At 35.0% G+C, this 19825-nt stretch carries 17 protein-coding genes; 11 read left to right on the top strand and 6 right to left on the bottom strand.

Features of this window, described 5'->3' with window-relative positions; genetic code table 11:
• Positions 1-609: 609 nt before the first annotated feature.
• Positions 610-1359 (bottom strand): class I SAM-dependent methyltransferase, encoded by a 750-nt coding sequence (locus tag AAIE21_RS19450; protein WP_343268296.1) that lies wholly within the window; start codon positions 1357-1359, stop codon positions 610-612.
• A 38-nt stretch (positions 1360-1397) separates the two neighbouring features.
• Positions 1398-2216, bottom strand: a complete 819-nt coding sequence (locus AAIE21_RS19445) for a hypothetical protein (protein ID WP_343268295.1) — start codon at positions 2214-2216, stop codon at positions 1398-1400.
• 662 nt (positions 2217-2878) lie between these two features.
• On the opposite strand from AAIE21_RS19445, the gene AAIE21_RS19440 reads away from it, so the two are divergent.
• Complete coding sequence (locus AAIE21_RS19440; RefSeq protein ID WP_343268294.1) at positions 2879-3328, top strand: VOC family protein; 450 nt, start codon at positions 2879-2881, stop codon at positions 3326-3328.
• 28 nt (positions 3329-3356) lie between these two features.
• Here AAIE21_RS19440 and AAIE21_RS19435 read toward each other — a convergent pair whose 3' ends face one another.
• A complete protein-coding gene (locus AAIE21_RS19435) occupies positions 3357-4976 on the bottom strand; it encodes a lactate permease LctP family transporter (protein WP_343268293.1) in 1620 nt (539 codons plus the stop codon).
• Positions 4977-5944: 968 nt separating this feature from the next.
• On the opposite strand from AAIE21_RS19435, the gene AAIE21_RS19430 reads away from it, so the two are divergent.
• From AAIE21_RS19430 to AAIE21_RS19410, 5 genes are all read left to right on the top strand, one after another.
• On the top strand, positions 5945-6232 hold the full coding sequence (locus AAIE21_RS19430; protein WP_003195107.1) for an ArsR/SmtB family transcription factor: 288 nt from the start codon (positions 5945-5947) through the stop codon (positions 6230-6232).
• A 177-nt stretch (positions 6233-6409) separates the two neighbouring features.
• Entirely contained in the window at positions 6410-6589 is a 180-nt protein-coding gene (locus tag AAIE21_RS19425; RefSeq protein ID WP_343268292.1) for an acid-soluble spore protein H, read from the top strand.
• A 234-nt stretch (positions 6590-6823) separates the two neighbouring features.
• Positions 6824-8179 carry an APC family permease gene (locus AAIE21_RS19420; RefSeq protein WP_481858696.1) on the top strand — a complete coding sequence of 452 codons (1356 nt, stop codon included), beginning with the start codon at positions 6824-6826 and terminating at the stop codon, positions 8177-8179.
• A 10-nt stretch (positions 8180-8189) separates the two neighbouring features.
• Positions 8190-9806, top strand: a complete 1617-nt coding sequence (locus tag AAIE21_RS19415) for an amidohydrolase (RefSeq protein WP_343268290.1) — start codon at positions 8190-8192, stop codon at positions 9804-9806.
• A gap of 19 nt (positions 9807-9825) precedes the next feature.
• Positions 9826-10680, top strand: a complete 855-nt coding sequence (locus AAIE21_RS19410; RefSeq protein ID WP_343268289.1) for a carbon-nitrogen hydrolase — start codon at positions 9826-9828, stop codon at positions 10678-10680.
• A 55-nt stretch (positions 10681-10735) separates the two neighbouring features.
• On the opposite strand, the gene AAIE21_RS19405 is transcribed toward AAIE21_RS19410, so the two are convergent.
• Together AAIE21_RS19405 and AAIE21_RS19400 are read right to left on the bottom strand one after the other, a co-directional pair.
• Complete coding sequence (locus AAIE21_RS19405; protein WP_343268288.1) at positions 10736-12127, bottom strand: peptide MFS transporter; 1392 nt, start codon at positions 12125-12127, stop codon at positions 10736-10738.
• Between the two features lie 379 nt (positions 12128-12506).
• Positions 12507-13475 (bottom strand): ABC transporter substrate-binding protein, encoded by a 969-nt coding sequence (locus tag AAIE21_RS19400; RefSeq protein ID WP_343268287.1) that lies wholly within the window; start codon positions 13473-13475, stop codon positions 12507-12509.
• Between the two features lie 173 nt (positions 13476-13648).
• On the opposite strand from AAIE21_RS19400, the gene AAIE21_RS19395 reads away from it, so the two are divergent.
• The 3 genes from AAIE21_RS19395 to AAIE21_RS19385 are packed head-to-tail and all read left to right on the top strand — an operon-like array spanning position 13649 to position 16592.
• A complete protein-coding gene (locus AAIE21_RS19395) occupies positions 13649-14653 on the top strand; it encodes a FecCD family ABC transporter permease (protein WP_343268286.1) in 1005 nt (334 codons plus the stop codon).
• Positions 14650-15708 carry a FecCD family ABC transporter permease gene (locus tag AAIE21_RS19390; protein ID WP_343268285.1) on the top strand — a complete coding sequence of 353 codons (1059 nt, stop codon included), beginning with the start codon at positions 14650-14652 and terminating at the stop codon, positions 15706-15708. Before AAIE21_RS19395 ends, AAIE21_RS19390 begins: the two co-directional genes overlap by 4 nt.
• Before the next feature lie 56 nt (positions 15709-15764).
• Entirely contained in the window at positions 15765-16592 is an 828-nt protein-coding gene (locus AAIE21_RS19385; protein ID WP_343268284.1) for an ABC transporter ATP-binding protein, read from the top strand.
• A gap of 27 nt (positions 16593-16619) precedes the next feature.
• On the opposite strand, the gene AAIE21_RS19380 is transcribed toward AAIE21_RS19385, so the two are convergent.
• Positions 16620-17351: a methyltransferase domain-containing protein gene (locus AAIE21_RS19380; protein WP_343268283.1), complete on the bottom strand. Its 732-nt coding sequence runs from the start codon at positions 17349-17351 to the stop codon at positions 16620-16622.
• Positions 17352-17565: 214 nt separating this feature from the next.
• Here AAIE21_RS19380 and AAIE21_RS19375 point away from each other — a divergent pair, with 214 nt between their 5' ends.
• Positions 17566-18756 (top strand): glycine C-acetyltransferase, encoded by a 1191-nt coding sequence (locus AAIE21_RS19375; RefSeq protein WP_343268282.1) that lies wholly within the window; start codon positions 17566-17568, stop codon positions 18754-18756.
• Between the two features lie 35 nt (positions 18757-18791).
• A complete protein-coding gene (locus AAIE21_RS19370; protein ID WP_343268281.1) occupies positions 18792-19766 on the top strand; it encodes an L-threonine 3-dehydrogenase in 975 nt (324 codons plus the stop codon).
• The last annotated feature ends 59 nt before the right edge of the window (positions 19767-19825 follow it).

The raw sequence follows: 19825 nt of genomic DNA, 5'->3' as shown, positions 1-19825 counted from the left end.
TAGAAAACACCTTTTCAGTCTAAAACTATTTTTTAATGGTCTAGTACTTTATTCTATAGTCTAAAACATTTTTTAAATGAAACAATAGTAGGGATTCAGCCAAGATGAGTTTTAAACTAGGTCATATACATATTAGTTTCGGAAGCTTATGTTTTGGTTTGAAGAATAGGTTAGGTATAAGTAAACAGTTAAAATAGATATGTTCATGAGTTTTGATCAATCTTTTTTATAAAAACTAAATGTAGATTTCTAACAAAAGACTCCATTTTGATTAAACTTTATTTCAAATCAACATTAGAGAAGAATGGTGAATATATAAACTGATATTATATTTGAGAGACATTATAAATGTGAATGTATTCACTTAAACAAACAGGTGCTTTAGTTCAATAAGAATTAAACAACTTTATTAATGATTTTTGAGTACAAATACCTTTAAATGTATAGAAATTAAACAACTTTAAAGAGCCTTACCACACACTAGATTGTAGCAAGGCTCTTATATTTTCATAATAAAATTAAACAACTATATTATCGATTTACAAAATTTACTACGATAAAATAAGAATTCGTTATTCATCAAAAGCGCCCAATTGCTGTAATCAAATGTTAATCTGTTTTATTTTGTTTTTTTGATTTAATGATAATAAAAGAGGGTCTACGCTTCTCATTTATTAATTTTGGCATTTGCTCTAGCCCAGTCGAAATTGACTGTGGTTCAATGATTTTATCTAGTACAAGTCCACCTTCAATTAGCGTGTTTATTAAAGTAGAAAAGGTTCTGTGATACACAACTACTCCATCAACAAACCAATCGTGTTCTCTTATGCCTTCTTCTTGGTAATTATCTAATGCCCAGTGTAGTTTGTTGCCTTCCTCATTCTTAATCCAATGATTGCTTCCTTTTCGGGCAGTCGCTATTGGATGTTCAGTTGAAAAAATAAATTCCCCATTATTTTTTAATAGTCCATTAATTTTTCGAATCAGCGTTCGGTAATCTTCAACATAATGTATAGATAGAGAACTTATAATTAGATCAAATTGTTGATTGGCTAATTTCAAGTCCTCCATCGGTAAACACACAAACTCTATATTGTTATCTTTGTTAATCTTATTAGCCCGCTCAATCATATTATTGGAGATGTCTACACCAATCACTTTTTCTGCACCGTTTTCTACACAATACTTTGAAAAGCGACCATCGCCACAGCCTAGGTCTAATACCGATTTTCCCTTTAAATTCGAAATCATTGATTTAATTGCTGGTTGCTCTATAAAGTCATTATAGGTTATTCCACTTTCACGTAAGGTTGTGTAATCCTTAAAAAAAGTTGAATTATCGTAAATATTTTGCTTCATTTATTTACTCCCCCGTACAGTTTAATTTTGGACAAAAATCACGTCATATTTCTATTACCTTTACAAAATTTTATTCCATTATTAAATGTGCTCACCTCTTGAAAATCCTTTCGTGAGCGATAATCACCAATGGTTAACTCAATAACTTCTGATGCTCTCGATCCTGTTTCAAAGAGCATTCGAGCTATAACAACTTCTCTTAACGACCAGTTTACCTTTTTCCCTGCTTGATAAACTTGAGAAGGGAGGTAAGGATCATCAATAATTTCAGGCTGCCATTCTTCATCTATTAGCTTGAAATATGAATCAGTCAGCCTTCTATGTGGTATTGCATCTTCTGTTCCTGCTTCAGCCGGCATACGAGGTTTATCCTTTCTTACACTTTCGGTTTGACTTTTATAATCACCTAAAATGGCATAAGAATCTATTAAGGGGTTCGTATAATTGTAATGTTTTAGTCGAATAAGAGATTTATAGAATGATTTTAAGGCTGATAGAAAATAGTTAACAGTATTAGGACTTTTGCTTGTACGCTTCACAAACCGAAAGGTGTCCTTTTCACGAATTTTACATCCCATCTCATTCATTAGATAATCTTCAACAGCTATACGTATGGCTTCGGGTGGTTCATTCCACTGAATCCGATTTCCCTGATAGTTACTAGACTGGTCTAACCAACTAAAAAAGGGAAGAAGGCGTTTCAAATACGAAAGAGCCGTACTTTTATCAATTCTTCCTATACAATCGTGGTAATGATCTGTTAAAGGTAGAAAAGGAACATTCTCACAATTAAAAACCAATAATTCATAACGACTTTCAATTCCTTCAGGGCAATAGTGATACTGATAGTTAATCATAAACAACACCTACTTATCTTTTAATCGCATTACTTATAATTTATTCTTCCAGCCAATTATAAAAAGGAACCTTTTGTTTGTATGATTCGTTATTAGTATTTGTAACATTATTGATGTCTTGATGTTGTGATAAATCACATAACCTATTACTTTGTTTATTAAGCAACTGTACTGGGACAGAAGTCGGACTCCAGTTCTCACGAACTGCTTTTTTATAAATCATTAGGATTTTTAACTTTCTTTGTAGATTGCTGCTTTATTATGAGTATCTATAATGTGAGTTTAATTCCATAGATAACATTTAACAAACTCCATTTAACACCTCAAGAAGAATGTACGTTCCTATATTGCCACTACTTTTTTTGTTTGGATAAAATAATTACAAATAAGGATTGTCGTAGTAGTTAATGGGGTCTTTAAAACAAAAAAAGTACACCATTATATATAAATGATGTACTTAATTTTATTATAATGTGTGACATTAAAGGAAATCCTATGCTCTTACAATAAAAATATACAATCACTTGTCTTTAATATTACAGAGTATATCAGGATTTTTTCATACAAAGGTATGATGGATTCTCATCCTTATTCATGATGGTTAAAAATAAGAAATTTTTTATAATGAAGAAAAGAATTCACTATGAAAAGGGGAGAGAGAAATGATTCAATCTATTTATGAAACGCATGTGCAGGTTACACAGTTAGAAAAATCAATTGAATTTTATGAAAGATTAGGAATTGTTCTTACGCATAAAATAGAAGAAAGAAGATGTGCATTTTTCTATGTTGGAGAAAAGAAACAAATGTTAGGGTTATGGGAAGTTGCAGAGGGAGAAAAGGTAAGAACAAATCATTTTGCTTTTGGAGTAACGTTAGAAGATTTAAAAAGGGCACATGAATGGTTACAAGAGAGAGGGATGAAATTAAGAAAAAGCTTTGAAAAAGAACCAATTGAGCCAATTGTACATGATTGGATGCCATCGGCCGCTGTTTATTTTTATGATTTAGATGGAAACAGTTTAGAGTTTAACGCAAGGTTAGATGAAGAATCAATTGGAACTAGTGAAGTACTATATCTTAGTGAATGGTTAGAGAGAAAAACAAAGTAAAGGCTGATGAACGAGTCATCAGCCTTTTTTAAAAGATATTAAATACAGCGTTAAGTTGAAGTAAGCTAATGATAGCTAAGAAGATTAAGCTATATTTCAGTGCTGTTTTAAATAGAGCAGATTCTTTACCAACTAGTCCAACTGCTGCACAAGCAACTGCGACAGATTGTGGTGATACCATTTTTGCCATTGTGCCACCGACTACGTTTAAAGCAACGAGTGTAGATGGCACGATATCTAATTGTGCTGCAGTTACTGCTTGAAGTGGTGCGAATAAAGAACCACTTGATACCACTGAACCAGTTAAGAATACGCCAATCCAACCTAAGATTGGAGATAAGATTGGAAACGCATCGCCAGTAGATGATAAAGCTAGCCCAAGAGTAGAAGACATACCAGAATAGTTTGTTACATATGCTAATGCAATTACACTACAAATTGTATAAATTGGAGTTTTCAACTCTTTTAATGTTTCAATAGTTAGTTCTTTAACTAAATTTCCTTTTGCGCGATATACAAGTAGAGATACGATAATTGCTAGTACAATTGCAGTAGTTGTAGATGAAAAGACATCTAGTTTGAAGATTGCTGCAAATGGTGTATCCGCATTTACAATTGGTGTTGTTTTAATAACTTGATTGTGTAAACCAGGAATCTGCATATTCCATACTAAGCTTCCTAGCGCACCATCTGGAGCGAATAAACTTTTGATTGCTTTTAAATTGAAAATTGTTACGAATGCAGTTAAGAATGCAAACGGTGACCAAGCGTATAAAATTTGTTTCATTGTGTAGCTATGTTTTTCTACTTGTTCTTCAGTTTTAGCTGAAGATTTTGGTTGCCATACACGTAGGAATAATGCGAGTGTAACCATGCTGACAACTGCAGCAAAAATATCAGTTAATTCTGCACCAAGATAGTATGTTACAACGAATTGAGTAATAGCGAAAGAACCACCACTTACAAGGATACCTTGCCAAGTTTCTTTAATTCCTTTAAAACCATCTACCATTGCCACAAGTAAGAATGGTAATACAAAGCTGATGAAAGGTAATAATGTTACAGTTTGACGACCAACAGTTAATGCATCCATTTGTGTTAATTGAGCAGGTACTGTAACTGGAATACCCATTGCTCCCATTGCGCCACCAGCAATATTTGCAACTAAACAAATACCTGCTGCGTTTAATGGATTAAAGCCCATACCTACAAGTAATGCTGCTGTAATTGCAACTGGTACACCAAAGCCAGCTGCACCTTCTAAGAAAGCACCGAAAGAATAAGCAATTAATAAGACTTGAAGACGACGGTCACTTGTAATACTGGAAATGCTGTCACGAATAACATTAAATTGCTCAGTTTTTACTGTTAATTTGTAAAGAAAAATTGCTGCAATAACGATTGTACAAATTGGATAAAAACCAGCGGCTACTCCAAATGCAGCAGATGATACTGCCATAGTTGCAGGCATTTTATAAACGAATATGGAAAGAATGATTGCTAAAATTACGCTATAAAGTCCTGATAAATATCCTTTGATTTTAAATACTGTTAAACAAAGAACAAAGAATAAGATCGGAAGAGCAGCGACAAGTGCTGATAACCAAATGTTGTTTAACGGGTCATAAATTTGTGTCCAAGTACTCATAATAATGACAACTCCTATCTATAATATGTGAAGATATTCACATTATTTGTGAAATAATTCACAATCAACTTACATTGCTAAGTATATCCCTGCTCAGCACTATTGTCAACGTGAAAAAGTATAATTATTCCATAATAGTGTTAACTGTAAAAATTCCGCTACATTTTGTTCATAAACTGGACAAAAAGAAGAATCGTGTATATGAAAGTACACGATTCCTATATAAAACCAAATTCTGTTCCAATTGTGGCACGAAAATCGATAGAGATTATAATGCGGGTCGGAATCTAAAATATTATGGCATTCGTGTTCTACACGAACAAGGTCTGCTCGTATAGTTTGTATCGATTTTTGGTAGCGGTAGGGACGCCGCGAATACAAGGCTTTGGACATGAGCCAGTAGGCTTGTGGGTGAAGGAGCAATAAAAGAGAAAGTCTTTTGACTTTTGAAGCACACACTTCAAACAGACTGTAAGGTCGTTAAGTGATGGGTAGTTCACTAGGAAGTTTTGAATAATTGTATAACCAAGTGCAATACTAATTAATCCTATTATTAGCAACTTTTTAACAATAAATCTTCCATTTACCAAAATTTAACTCTTTTCATCGTAACAAAGCAATTTTTATAGGTCAAATAACTTAAAAAGATTACATTCGCATATCATTTCAAAGTGATATTTTACAATGTCATTACAGGTAGTAGTGTAAGTGAAAAAATATAACAAAAAGGTTGAGAAAACAGCATTTAGAAGCAAAGTATACCTATCTGTATGTTTTGCTTTTTCACTAAACCGTGTAGTATAATATTCAAAATCAGCAGGGGTTTTGCTCTTAATTGTATGTTGATAAAAGGAGGAAAAAATTTTTTTATTTTAGGTTGATAAAGTTGTGTCGTAACAGGAAATATAAAAACAAATATATAAAGATAAATAAAGAGAAAATAAAAATGAAAAAATGAGGGGAACTTTATGAATCAAAATCAATTTGATTGTCGTATTTCAGAAGAGGATGTACAAATGTTGCGAGCGTTAGCTCACCCGCTCCGTCTTCGCTTAGTAATGGAGCTTATGGGACGTGGAACTTGTAACGTAACACAATTACAGGAAGTATTAGAAATTCCGCAATCGACTGTTTCACAGCATTTAACGAAATTAAAGCAAAATAAAGTTGTTCGTTTTGAAAGACGTGGCTTAGAAGTATATTATCAAGTGCATAATGAAAAAGTAAGTGAAGTTGTTAAAACATTATTTTCATAAAATTTGAATATTATGGAAAAAGACGTGCGGGGATGCACGTCTTTTTTTATATAAAAATAGGTGGGAAACTCCACTTCAACATCTGCAGGAGGTAAGTGCGAAAGTTTTTATGGAATATATTTCAAAGAGAAATGACAAGATAAATAAGAGTGTAATAAGTAAAAGGAGGAATGAAGGATGGATATCAAGCGTGTGAAACAAATTTTGTCATCTTCAAGCAGAATTGATGTTACATATCAAGGTGTACCAGTATGGATTGAAAGCTGTGATGAGGGAAGTGGAATCGCGAATGTACATGATGTGAAAACACCACATGAAACAGTGCAAGTGGATGTTACAGCGTTAGAAGAGCAATAAAAAAAGAAAGTTAGCTTTCAGGAGCTAACTTTCTCTTTTTATTTATAAAAGTGACAAGAAGTATGCAACAATTCATAGTTTATGCACATTGGTATATTTTTTGAGATACCTATCCCCTTGTTTTTTATGGAAAAACATGAAAAAAACAAGCTTTTTTCTATCCAATGACAAATTGGAACATAATTTGCATAGAGTAAGTAGAAATTAGAAGGGGGTTGAAAAGTGAAGAGTGAAATGAAACTAAAGCGTTCGTTGAATTTTTTTCAGTTAGTATTACTAGGTTTAGCTTACATGGCGCCATTAACCGTATTTACTACCTTTGGAGTTGTAGAATCTTTATCTAAAGGTGTGATACCAACGGCGTATATACTTGCACTATTTGCAATGTTGTTTACGGCATACAGTTATGGACAAATGACAAAGGCTTATCCAATTTCTGGATCTGCTTATACGTATACGCAAAAATCTTTGAGCCCAGGGCTAGGTTTTATGGTCGGTTGGGTAATTTTAATGGATTATTTGTTTATTCCTATGATTAACTTCCTCATAATAGCACTCTATTTATCTGAATATTTCCCTTCTATTCCTTCTAGTATATGGATTGTTGCCATGATTGTAATTGTTACTGTAATCAATATTGTAGGGACAAAATTAACGATTACAATGAATATGATTTTTTTAGGATTTCAATATTTCGTATTGCTTTTGTTCTGCATCTTATGTGTAACCTCCCTTCTCAATGGGAATGGAGAAGGAACTATACTTTCGTTAAAACCATTCATAAATTCTGACTCATCAATTTTAGCTGCATTTTCTGGCGCTGCAGTTCTTTGTTTATCTTTCTTAGGATTTGATGCTTTAACAACTTTCGCAGAAGAAACGATTAATCCAACAAAGACGATTCCAAAAGCGATATTTTTTGTAATTGCTTGTTCTGGTATTTGCTATATTATTGTTTCTTACCTTGCACACTTAATACATCCGGATTATTCATCTTTTCAAAATCTAGATACAGCAGCTGCTGAAATTGCGAGAATGATAGGCGGAAATTTATTTAATGCTATATTTCTTGCAGGAATGATAGTAACTTCTTTTACTTCAGCTTTGACTTCTCATGCTAGTGTTTCACGTATTTTATATGCAATGGGAAGGGATTCGGTATTGCCGAAAACCTTCTTTGCCTATATACATCCACGCTTTCACACACCTATCAAGAATATTATTTTAGTGAGCATTTTTGCTCTAGCTGCACTATTTACCGATCTTGTTACCATTACTTCTTTCATTAATTTTGGTGCACTAATTGCATTTACGTTTGTAAATCTCTCAGTTATTGCTCATTACTTTGTTAAAGGACGTCAGAGATCTTTAAAATGTACAATTTTATATTTTGTGATCCCGCTAATTGGTGCGAGTATAACACTCAAGTTATGGAGCGACTTGGATAAGATGTCTATGATACTAGGCGGAATATGGGCCTTTGTTGGGATTGTTTACTTACTCTATATAACGAAATTATTTCGAGTTCAACCACCACAAATGAATTTTGATGAATCACAGAAAGAAGATGGACAAGAATTATCGATTTAGGAGGAGAATGATGACGAAAAAAGCAGATGTTATTTTAAGTAGTGACGCTGTATTTACAGGAATGAAAGAAACCTTTATCCCGGCTTCTGTTGTGGTTAAAGATAATAAAATTATTGCTCTTGTTCAAAAAGACAACATTCAAAAGTATGTTGATACTGACACAATGATTTATGATTTTGGAAATCAACTTATTATGCCTGGGTTTCATGACTTTCATATTCATCTTATGTTAGGGAGCTTAGTACATAAGGGAGTACAGCTTATTCATGCACGTTCAGCTAAGGAAGTTGCAAGGCTTGTAAAGAAACATGCTGATACAAATAAAGATGCGCCTTGTGTGATTGGAAGTAGTTGGGAACAGAATTTGTGGGAGTCTCAGGAAGAACCTCATCGGAATATATTAGATGAATGTATTGCAGACAGGCCGGTATTTTTATATCATGCTGAATTTCATTGTGCATGGCTAAATAGTAAGGCTTTAGAAATGGCGGGGATTCATAGAGGAACAAAAAATCCGCCGTATGGAGAAGTTGTGAAAGATCGGAATGGCGAGCCAACAGGAATTTTAAAGGAAAATGCAGTAGGATTGGCAACAAATGTATTACAGTTTAATCTTGAACGAAATCGAGCATTGCTCCAGAGCTTTTTAATAGAAGCTGCAAAATATGGCGTAACATCTGTACATGATTTATTGAGAATACCTGAAATGGGTGTGGAAGAAGTAGAGCTATATGATGAATTTGAGAAGGAAGGTAAGTTAACAACAAGAGTCCATTTTGTGGCTCCTCTAAATGGTAATTTAAAATTAGCAAAACGTTTAAATGAAACGTATCGCTCTAATATGGTTCGATTTTGTGGATTTAAACAATTTATAGATGGTGTTACAACAAGCTATACAGCGTACTTATTAGAACCATACTGTACTCAAGAGACAAATGGCTATACAACTTATCCTCCAGAAATAATAAAAAAATGGACAGTCGATGCGGATAAAGAAGGATTTCGTGTAAGGTTTCATGCGATTGGGGATGGAGCTGTACGTTTAGCATTAGATGCTTTTGAAGAGGCGCAAATGCGAAATGGTAAAAGAGATGCAAGACACGCAATTGAGCATGTTGAAATGATTCACCCAAGTGATATTGAGAGGTTTCAAAAATTAGGGGCACTTGCTTCTATTCAGCCAGAACATATTAATCTTACAAGTAGAGAAGTATATAAGAATTTAATTGGATCAGAAAGAATGCAGCACAATTATTTGATGAAAACATTAATGGATTCAGGTGCAATGCTTGTATTTGGAAGTGATTACCCTGTAGTTACATTAAATCCGTTACCGGAAATTTATAGGGCGGTAACAAGGTTAGATGATGAAGGAATAGAGTGGAATTTACAGGAGAGAGTTTCTTTAGCTGAAGCTTTAAGGGCGTATACATATGCTCCTGCATATGCTTCATTTCGTGAAGATGAACTTGGAACACTGGAAGTAGGAAAATTAGCTGATATTGTTGTATTGGACAGGAATCTATTTGATGTGCCTGTAACAGAAATTAAAGAGGCCTCAGTTATTTTCACAATGGTAGACGGAAATGTTGTCTATCAGGATGAAAAACAAGTTGTCCAAAATTAATATTAGGGGGAAAAGGATAATGAGTACGATTATAATCGGTCTAGTTCAATTAGCATGTGAGGAGGATATCAAGATAAATACAGAAAAAACGATTGAAAAGGTAAGAGAAGCAGCAGATAAAGGTGCCCAAGTCATTTGTTTACAAGAGCTTTATCATGCCGAGTACTTTGCTCAAAATGTTTCGGTTCATAATTATGAATTAGCTATTTCTTTTGAGCATGATGCATTACAAGTGATGCAAAAATTAGCGGAAGAATTACATGTTGTTTTAATTGTTCCTTTTTATGAAAGGGTAGCACAGGGAATTTATTTTAATAGTGCAGCGGTGTTTGATGCGGATGGTAAATATTTAGGGACAACACGTAAAAATCATATCCCAGATGGACCAAATTACCATGAAAAATATTATTTTACACCAGGAAATACGGGTTATCCCGTATATAGTACAAAGTACGGGAAGATAGGAGTTGGGATATGCTGGGATGAATGGTTCCCTGAAGTAGCACGGATTTTGACATTAAAAGGTGCAGAAATATTGTTTTATCCGTCAGCAATCGGTTCTGAGCCGGATCATCCAGAGTTGTCTACAAAACCAGTTTGGACAAAAGCTATTTCAGCTCATAGTATTCATAATGGTGTATTTGTTGCTGCTGTAAATCGAGTAGGGAAAGAGAAGGATATGAGTTTTTATGGAGGGAGTTTTATCAGTAATCCAATGGGGGAAATCATTTGTTCCTTAGAGGAAGAGGAAGGGGTGTTAATTCAAAAAATTGATACGAAAGAAATTAAAGCGGCACGTAATCTATTACAGTTCTTAAGGGATCGTCGTACTGATACGTATTCACCATTGTTAGAACAAGAAGCAATACAGTAAGGAAAATGTTCAAGAAAAAGGACCCTCAATACGAGGGTCCTTTTTCTTGGGTTTATTATTCCATCATACGTGCAATTTTCTTAGAGAACATAAGAAGTACTAAGCCAAGTACAATTACGATAATACCAATGCTTGCGAATACTTCTAGATATCCTAAAGATTGTGTGAAGGCAGCAAGTGCACCAGCTAGATAGTTCGCCATACCAGAACCTGCTAACCATACTCCCATTAATAGAGATGCTAATTTTACAGGAGCAATTGCACTTACCATTGATAGTCCAATTGGTGATAAGAATAATTCACCAATTGTATGGAACAGATATGTGAAAACGATGAATAATAAATTTGCTTTCGTAGCAATGTTTGCTTCATCACTACCAGTTTTCAAAACAGCTAATGTTAAAACAAGATAACCAATTCCTAGTAAAATCATACCAAGTGCCATTTTTGTAGGAACTTTTAAGTCACCATTTTTTGTTTTAGATAGCTTTATCCATAACATAGATATGAATGGTGCTAATAGTACGATAAATGCTGGGTTAACAGATTGGAACCAAGATGTTGGAACTTCCCATCCGAAAATTGTACGATCAACAAAAGTGTTTGTATATAGTGTTAAAGAACTACCGGCTTGTTCAAAACCTGCCCAGAAGAAAACAACGAAGCAAGTTAAAATAACGATTGCCCAAGTACGGTTCTTTTCTTGTTTTGTTAAAGGTTTTTTCTCAATTACTGTTGCGTTTTTGTCTTTTGATTTTTTACCTACAACTGTTGTTCCTGCCTTGCCAAGGTAACGAGGAGCTAATAGATTAAAGAAAATCTGTCCGATGATCATACCGATACAAGCTGCAAGGAACCCGTATTTATAACCCATAACCATAACGCCGTTAGCACTTGTTTTGAAGAAGTCTTCTGCTAGGAAACCACAAATTAATGGTGCAAAGAACGCTCCTACGTTGATACCCATGTAGAAGATTGTAAAAGCACTGTCGCGGCGTGAATCATTTTCGCCGTATAGTTCACCCAAAAGAGTAGAAATATTTGGTTTGAAGAATCCATTACCAATAACTAATAATCCTAATCCTAAAAAGAGTCCAGTTTTTGTATTCATTGAAAATAGTACAAAGTTACCAAGTGCCATAATAATACCACCAAGGGTAATTGCGTGACGTCTTGTAATAAAGTGGTCAGTTAACCATCCACCAATAATTGGTGTGAAATATACTAAAGCTGTGAAAATTCCGTATAATTGCACTGCAAAAGCCTTATCAAATCCAAGACCTCCGCTGACAACAGTTGTTGTTAAATAGAGAACTAAAAGTCCACGCATTCCGTAGTAACTAAATCTTTCCCACATTTCTGTTAAGAACAACAAATATAATCCAGGTGGATGTTTTTTTGGTGATTGTTGTTCCTCAGCTTTTTTTAACTTTAAAGCTGCATCCATTTTTGCTTCCCCCTAATCCTGTATAACGGATATTTATGTAATCATTTTAATTTACAAAATATTTAGAAGTCAATAGAATTATATGGCAATAGAAAGAAAAATTTTGAAATAATCTATTGCAACTTCATCCGTTCCTGTATTTTTCCCTTAAAATTAGATAATAAGCGTTTTCAAATGTTATATTTGAATTCCAAAAGAAAACAAAATAATGATTAATCAGAAAATTTAGATTAAAATAACTCTTCTGATATAGAGAAAATATATTTTATTTACTATTACAATATAACATATTGAGAATAAAAATACAAAATGAAATAATGTGACACTTCTATGAAATAAAAAACAGCTCCCGAAAAGGGAGCTGTTTTAAAGAAAGAATTTATTTTGCAAAGCGTTTTTCAATGTCATCTAGCATTAAGTTTGCAGCCATTGCACCGCCAGCTGTATTCCAAATGATATCATCAACTTGGTATACTTTATTATTTTTTGAAGCATTTAAGTTTTTGAATAGAGGATCATTGATATATTCTTTCTCTAATTCAGAACCTTTTTTCTCATTTCCTTGATTGTAAGTGAAGTAGAAGATGATATCGCCATCCATTGCAGGGATACGCTCTTTAGATACGTTACGTTCTGCAAAGTCATTTTTGTTTTGATCACCAGGACGCTTGAAACCAAGTTCTTTTAAAATAACCCCAGAGAATGTATCTCCGTGATAAATACGAACATCACCAGGCATAAAGCGTACCATAGAAATTTCTTGATTTACTTTATCTCCAAGTTTTCCTTTTAAGTCTTTGATACGTTTGTCGTAATCAGCTAATACCTTTTGACCTTCTTTATCTTTATTCAATGCTTTTGCATAAAATTTAAAGTTATCTTTCCATTCACCACGTAATGTTTCTGCAAAGACAGTAGGAGCGATGCCATTTAGCTGCTCGTACACTTTTTCTTGACGCATTTTGTTGCCGATAATTAAATCAGGTTTTAAAGCAGCAATTGCTTCGACATTGACTTGACTTTCGTTACCGACAGATTTTACATCTTTCATTTTATCTTTCATATGTGGATACCATGAGTCGCTAGTAGGCGGATTTACAGCACCAACTGGTGTAACACCAAGAGTAAGTAAAGCTTCTGCTCCTTCATTTGTTAAAATAACAACACGTTTTGGATTTGCAGGAACTTCTGTCTTACCCATTGCATGTTCTACGGTAACCATTTCTTTCTTTTCTTCTTTTTTAGGCTCCTCAGCCTTGTTATCAGATTTACCACATGCCCCTAAAAGAAGTGAAAATGATAACACAAATACAAATAATACAAATGATTTTTGTTTGATGAAATTCATTATGTATCCCCCTAAATATTGAGAATAATTTTCATTGTCGAAATTGATATTACGGTTTTGAAAATATAATGTCAATAGTAATAATTGACATTAATAATTGTTATCATTGACAACGTAAATTAAGTTGCAATACACTAACAACGTATCATTATACATTGAAGGAGAAACGCTGCATGTTATTAAAAACAAATCAAGCAAAATGGGTTGGATTATTTGTTGGAATCATTGCAGTTATTACTTGTATTTGGGGGAGTATTATTTTTGGATATACAAATACGAGTTGGAAATTAGCATTGGATGCCTTTTTCCATTTTAATGGTTCGAATGAACATATTATTATTCAAAACGTGCGTTTACCACGTGCGCTTATTGCTGCTAGTGTCGGTGCTAGTTTAGCCATCGCTGGTTGCTTTATGCAAACTTTAACAAAAAATCCACTTGCTGCTCCAGATTTTATCGGATTAAACTCAGGTGCTGCCTTTTTCATTGTTGTAGCCATTGTTGTTTTTTCGATTTCATCTTTGTCAGCGTTTACGTGGATCGCTTTTTTAGGTGCAGCAGTTGCTGCGGCACTTGTGTTTGCATCTAGTTCCTTAGGGAAAGAAGGGACAACTCCACTTAAGTTGACTTTGGCAGGGGTAGCAATTAGTGCTTTATTCTCGTCTTTAACACAAGGTTTGCTCGTATTAAATGAGAAAGCATTGGAAGAAGTATTATTTTGGCTAGCTGGTTCTGTACAGGGGAGAAAGTTAGAAATATTACAGTCTGTGTTCCCTTATTTATTAATAGGATGGATTTCCTCTCTTCTAATGGCTGGAAAAGTAAATACATTAATGATGGGAGAAGATGTTGCAAAAGGGTTAGGGCAACGAACCCTTTTGATGAAATCACTGGTGTTACTCATTATTGTATTATTGTCAGGTGGTTCTGTAGCGGTTGCCGGTCCAATTGGATTCGTGGGGATTATTATACCTCATTTTGCAAGAGCGCTTGTTGGCGTAGATCACCGTTGGAGAGTGCCGTATAGTGGTCTATTAGGTGCTATCTTACTATTACTTGCAGATATTGCTGCAAGATATGTGATTATGCCACAAGAAGTACCTGTAGGGGTTATGACAGCATTTATTGGTGCACCATTCTTTATTTATATCGCACGTAAGAGAGGGCTTAGCAAATGAAGAAGTATATTCCGTTTCGTATGGGAAAAGACGGCCTCTCGTTTTTAATGTATAAACGAGCTTGTCTCGTCTTGTTAGGTTTATTAGTTGTTTTAATAGGATTATTCTTTGCAAGTGCAGGTATGGGGGAAATGAAAATCGCCCCATATGATGTATGGCAAGCAATTACTGGAAACGGTGATACGATGTCTAATATGATTGTAAATAAGTTCCGTATGCCGCGTATTTTAATTGCAATCCTTGTAGGAATAGCTCTTGCTGTAGCTGGATGTATTTTACAAGGGCTCGTTCGAAATCCGCTTGCTTCTCCTGATATTATTGGAATTACGGGTGGGGCAAGTGTAGCAGTTGTACTATTTCTTGCATTATTTAGTGATAAAAATAATGCATTAACAGTAAGCATTCATTATATGCCGCTAGCGGCCTTTATTGGTGCAACTATCGTTGCCTTTTTTGTATATTTATTCGCATGGAGAAATGATGGATTATCGGCGATTAGTCTTGTTCTAATAGGTGTTGGGTTTTGGGCACTAACGAAGGCTGCTACAACATTATTCATGCTGTTAGCACCAATCTATCAAGCGAGTCAAGCAAATGTGTGGATCACTGGTACTGTTTATGGATCTTCTTGGCAAAATGTAGGAGTGTTAGCACCTTGGGTTCTTATTTTAACAGTGGTTGCATTTATATCGGCGAGACATTTAAATGCACAAGAACTTGGTGATGATATTGCTGCCGGACTTGGTATTCGTTTAACGAAATCACGCTTTTTCCTCTTGCTCCTTAGTACAGCATTAATTGGTGGAGCAGTTGCTTTTGCAGGTGGAATTGGATTTGTTGGTTTAATGGCACCGCATATTTCAAGAAGATTAGTTGGTTCTTTATATGGTGCGCTACTTCCAGTTGCTGCTGTTGTTGGTGCAATTTTAGTACTTGCTGCCGATTTAATTGGGCGCACAGTCTTTGCGCCGCTTGAAGTCCCAGCAGGTGTATTTACATCAGCAATCGGTGCTCCGTATTTTATTTATTTACTTTATAAAAGTCGAAATTCATAAAGGTAAAGAAGTACATAGACGATTTCTTGTCTACTAAGAAAACGGAGTAAAGGGAGATGAACATGCAAAAAGCATTAGAGACTAAAACGTTAACATTGTCTTATGGAGAAACAATTATTATTAATGAGTTAAATCTAGAGATCCCAAAAGGGAAAATTTCGATTTTTATCGGCTCTAACGGTTGCGGAAAATCAACTTTATTACGTTCGCTTGCTCGTTTATTAAAACCAACAGCAGGTGACATTTTACTAGAGGACAAAGCAATTCAAAATATGCAAACGAAGCAAATAGCTCGGCAAATGGCAATTTTACCGCAAGGTCCTCAAGCTCCAGAAGGCCTAACTGTGCTTCAGCTTGTAAAACAAGGGCGTTATCCATATCAAACATGGCTCAAGCAATGGTCAGAAAAAGATGAGGAAATGGTACAAAAAGCGCTCGCAGCAACAGGTATGACTGAATTTGCTGAGCGTGATGTTCACGCACTTTCAGGTGGACAACGTCAGCGTGCTTGGATTGCGATGACGCTTGCGCAAGATACGGATATTATTTTGTTAGATGAGCCAACTACATATTTAGATATGACTCATCAAATTGAAGTGCTTGATTTATTATTTGAATTAAATGAAACAGAACAAAGAACAATCGTTATGGTACTACATGATTTAAACTTAGCTTGCCGCTATGCAGACAATATTGTAGCCATTCAAGATAAACAAATTTATGCGCAAGGTAAGCCAGAAGAAATTATTGACTGTAAGCTAGTTCGTGATGTATTCCGCATGGAGTGTCAAATTACAACAGATCCTTTATTTGGAACGCCGCTTTGCATTCCGCAGGGAAGAGGAAGATGTTTACTTCCGCAGGTAGCGCAGGCAGTGAAATGAAAAAAGCGATGAAATTTCATCGCTTTTTTATTTTTTACAAGAAAATAAGAGAAAGAGAGGAATACGCAATCTCCGCTTGTATTCTTCTTCATTTTGAAAATGCTTTCGCTTTGGTGTTGCTTCTCGTAAATCTGTAATCGTAAATCCAGCTCGTTGTAAGAGAGTGAAGTATTGTTCAGTGGTGCGGTGATATTTGATTACCTCTTGACCAATCCATGGTTCTATACGTTTTCCACTTTTAAAATAATCGTCAATGAGCCAACTTGTGCGTTTACCACCAGATTGTAAGCTCTCAAAAGAAGAAGTAATAATGGGATGTTGCACACTAAAGGTGAAAATCCCATCTGTTTTTAAGGTTTGATAGATGTTTTGAAAAATAATATCGAGATCTTCAATATAGTGAAGAGCGAGTCTAGATGTAACGAGATCAAAAGTAGAAGAAGGGTACGTATAGTCTTTGAGGTTCATGAAATAGACAGTGCCATTTACGTTTTCTAGTTGCTGTACAGCTTCTGTATACATAAGGTGAGAGCCTTCAATACCTGTGTAAGAAAGACATCCTTTTTGCAATAATTCCACACCAAATTTAGCATCACCGCATCCTAAGTCAAGAATGTTCTTCCCTTTCATATCCCCGATGAGCTGCAATAAGGCAGGTTTTTCAATTGCTTCATTTGGATTATCTTTTCGATATCTGCGCTTCATATACTGTTCAAAAAAAGAGTCATTATTATATACTTCAGATTCTGTAAAGGCCATTTTCTCAGCTCCTAAAAATATTTTTTTCATTCTATCAAACAATTGAAGTAAATCATAGATTTCTTGTATTTAATCCTATATAATTAAAAGTTGTAAGCGTTTTCTTTAAACTATTTTTCTATAACAAATTTCGAAAACGTGTTAAGCTAGTAGAGGGATTATTGGAATTATTGAGATAATAATCCGCTTACATGAACGATGGGGAGGCTTCACGATGTCTAGTAAAACACTTGCAAACTTTTTAGAAGAAAATTTAGAGGATTTAAAAGCAAAGGGGCTTTATAACGTAATTGATCCGCTTGAAGGTCCAAATGGACCAATCATTACAATTGGCGGGAAAGAATATATTAACTTATCTTCAAATAACTATCTTGGTTTAGCAACAGATAATCGTCTGCAAGAAGCAGCAATTGGTGCAATTCATAAATATGGCGTTGGTGCAGGAGCAGTTCGTACAATTAACGGTACTCTTGATTTGCATATCAAATTGGAAGAAACAATTGCCAAGTTTAAACATACAGAAGCAGCAATTGCGTATCAATCAGGATTTAACTGTAATATGGCAGCGATTTCAGCTGTTATGGATAAAAATGATGCAATTCTCTCTGATGAATTAAATCATGCGTCTATTATTGACGGCAGTCGTTTATCAAAAGCAAAAATAATTGTTTATAAACATTCTGATATGGAAGACTTACGCAAAAAAGCAACTGAGGCCAAGGAATCAGGTCTTTACAATAAATTGATGGTTATTACAGATGGCGTCTTCTCAATGGATGGTGATGTTGCGAAACTACCAGAAATTGTTGAGATTGCAGAAGAACTAGATTTAATGACATATGTGGATGATGCGCATGGTTCAGGTGTACTTGGGAAAGGTGCAGGTACTGTAAAACATTTCGGTCTTTCTGATAAAGTAGATTTCCAAATTGGTACATTATCAAAAGCGATTGGGGTAGTCGGTGGATATGTAGCAGGAAAGCAAAACTTAATTGATTGGCTAAAAGTTCGTTCACGTCCATTCTTATTCTCAACAGCGCTAACACCAGCAGATGCAGCGGCTTGTATGAGATCGATTGAAATTTTAATGGAAAGCACGGAATTACATGATCGTTTATGGGAAAATGGTCGCTATTTAAAACAAGGCTTAAAAGAGCTTGGATTCAACATTGGAGAAAGTGAAACACCAATTACGCCTTGTATCATTGGCGATGAAGTATTAACACAAGAGTTCAGTAAACGTCTAAATGAAGAAGGCGTCTATGCGAAATCTATTGTGTTCCCGACTGTAGCAAAAGGTAAAGGTCGTGTTCGTAATATGCCAACAGCGGCTCATACGAAAGAGATGCTTGATGAAGCGATTCGTACGTATGAAAAAGTGGGAAAAGAAATGGGAATCATCTAATATAATTACATCTTTTGAAAGCTTGCAAATGAGGAGTGGGGAAAATGAAAAAAATTCTAGTAACCGGTTCTTTAGGGCAAATTGGTTCTGAACTTGTAATGAAACTTCGTGATGTATACGGCGCATCAAACGTTATTGCAACAGATATTCGCGAGACGGATAGTGATGTCGTAAAATCTGGCCCATTTGAAACGTTAGATGTAACCGATGGTCAGAAACTACACGACATTGCGAAACGTAATGAAGTAGATACAATTATTCATTTAGCAGCTTTACTTTCAGCGACTGCAGAAAAGAATCCGTTATTTGCTTGGAATTTAAATATGGGCGGACTTGTAAATGCATTAGAAGCAGCACGTGAGCTGGAATGTAAATTTTTCACGCCAAGTTCTATTGGTGCATTTGGTCCAACAACGCCAAAAGATAATACACCGCAAGATACTATTCAGCGTCCGACTACGATGTATGGGGTAAACAAAGTAGCAGGAGAATTATTATGTGATTATTATCATCAAAAATTTGGTGTTGATACGCGCGGAGTACGTTTCCCAGGCTTAATTTCTTATGTAGCTCCTCCAGGAGGCGGTACAACGGATTATGCAGTTGAAATTTATTATGAAGCAATTAAAAAAGGTGCTTACACCTCTTACATTGCGGAAGGAACATACATGGATATGATGTATATGCCAGATGCACTGCAAGCGATTGTTTCTTTAATGGAAGCAGACCCAAGTAAGTTAATACATCGAAATGCTTTTAATATTACTGCGATGAGTTTCGAACCAGAGCAAATTGCAGCAGCAATTCGTAAGCACATTCCGACGTTTACAATGGATTACGCTGTAGATTCAGCTCGTCAAACAATCGCAAACAGCTGGCCAAACTCAATTGATGCAACAGCAGCGAAAGAAGAGTGGGGCTTTAAAGCAGAATATGACTTAGATAAAATGACAGCTGATATGTTAGCAAAGTTAAAAAAAAAGTTAACAGCTGAGTTAGTGCTTAGTTAATGAAGGGAACCGATTCAATTGAATCGGTTCTTTTTGTCAGCATATCTAAACGGAGTCTA

Source organism: Paenibacillus sp. 102 (genome assembly GCF_039549175.1).
Lineage (GTDB): Bacteria > Bacillota > Bacilli > Bacillales > Bacillaceae_G > Bacillus_A.
The sequence above is the reverse complement of the archived record's forward strand: the minus strand, read 5'-3'. Positions and strand labels throughout refer to the sequence as shown.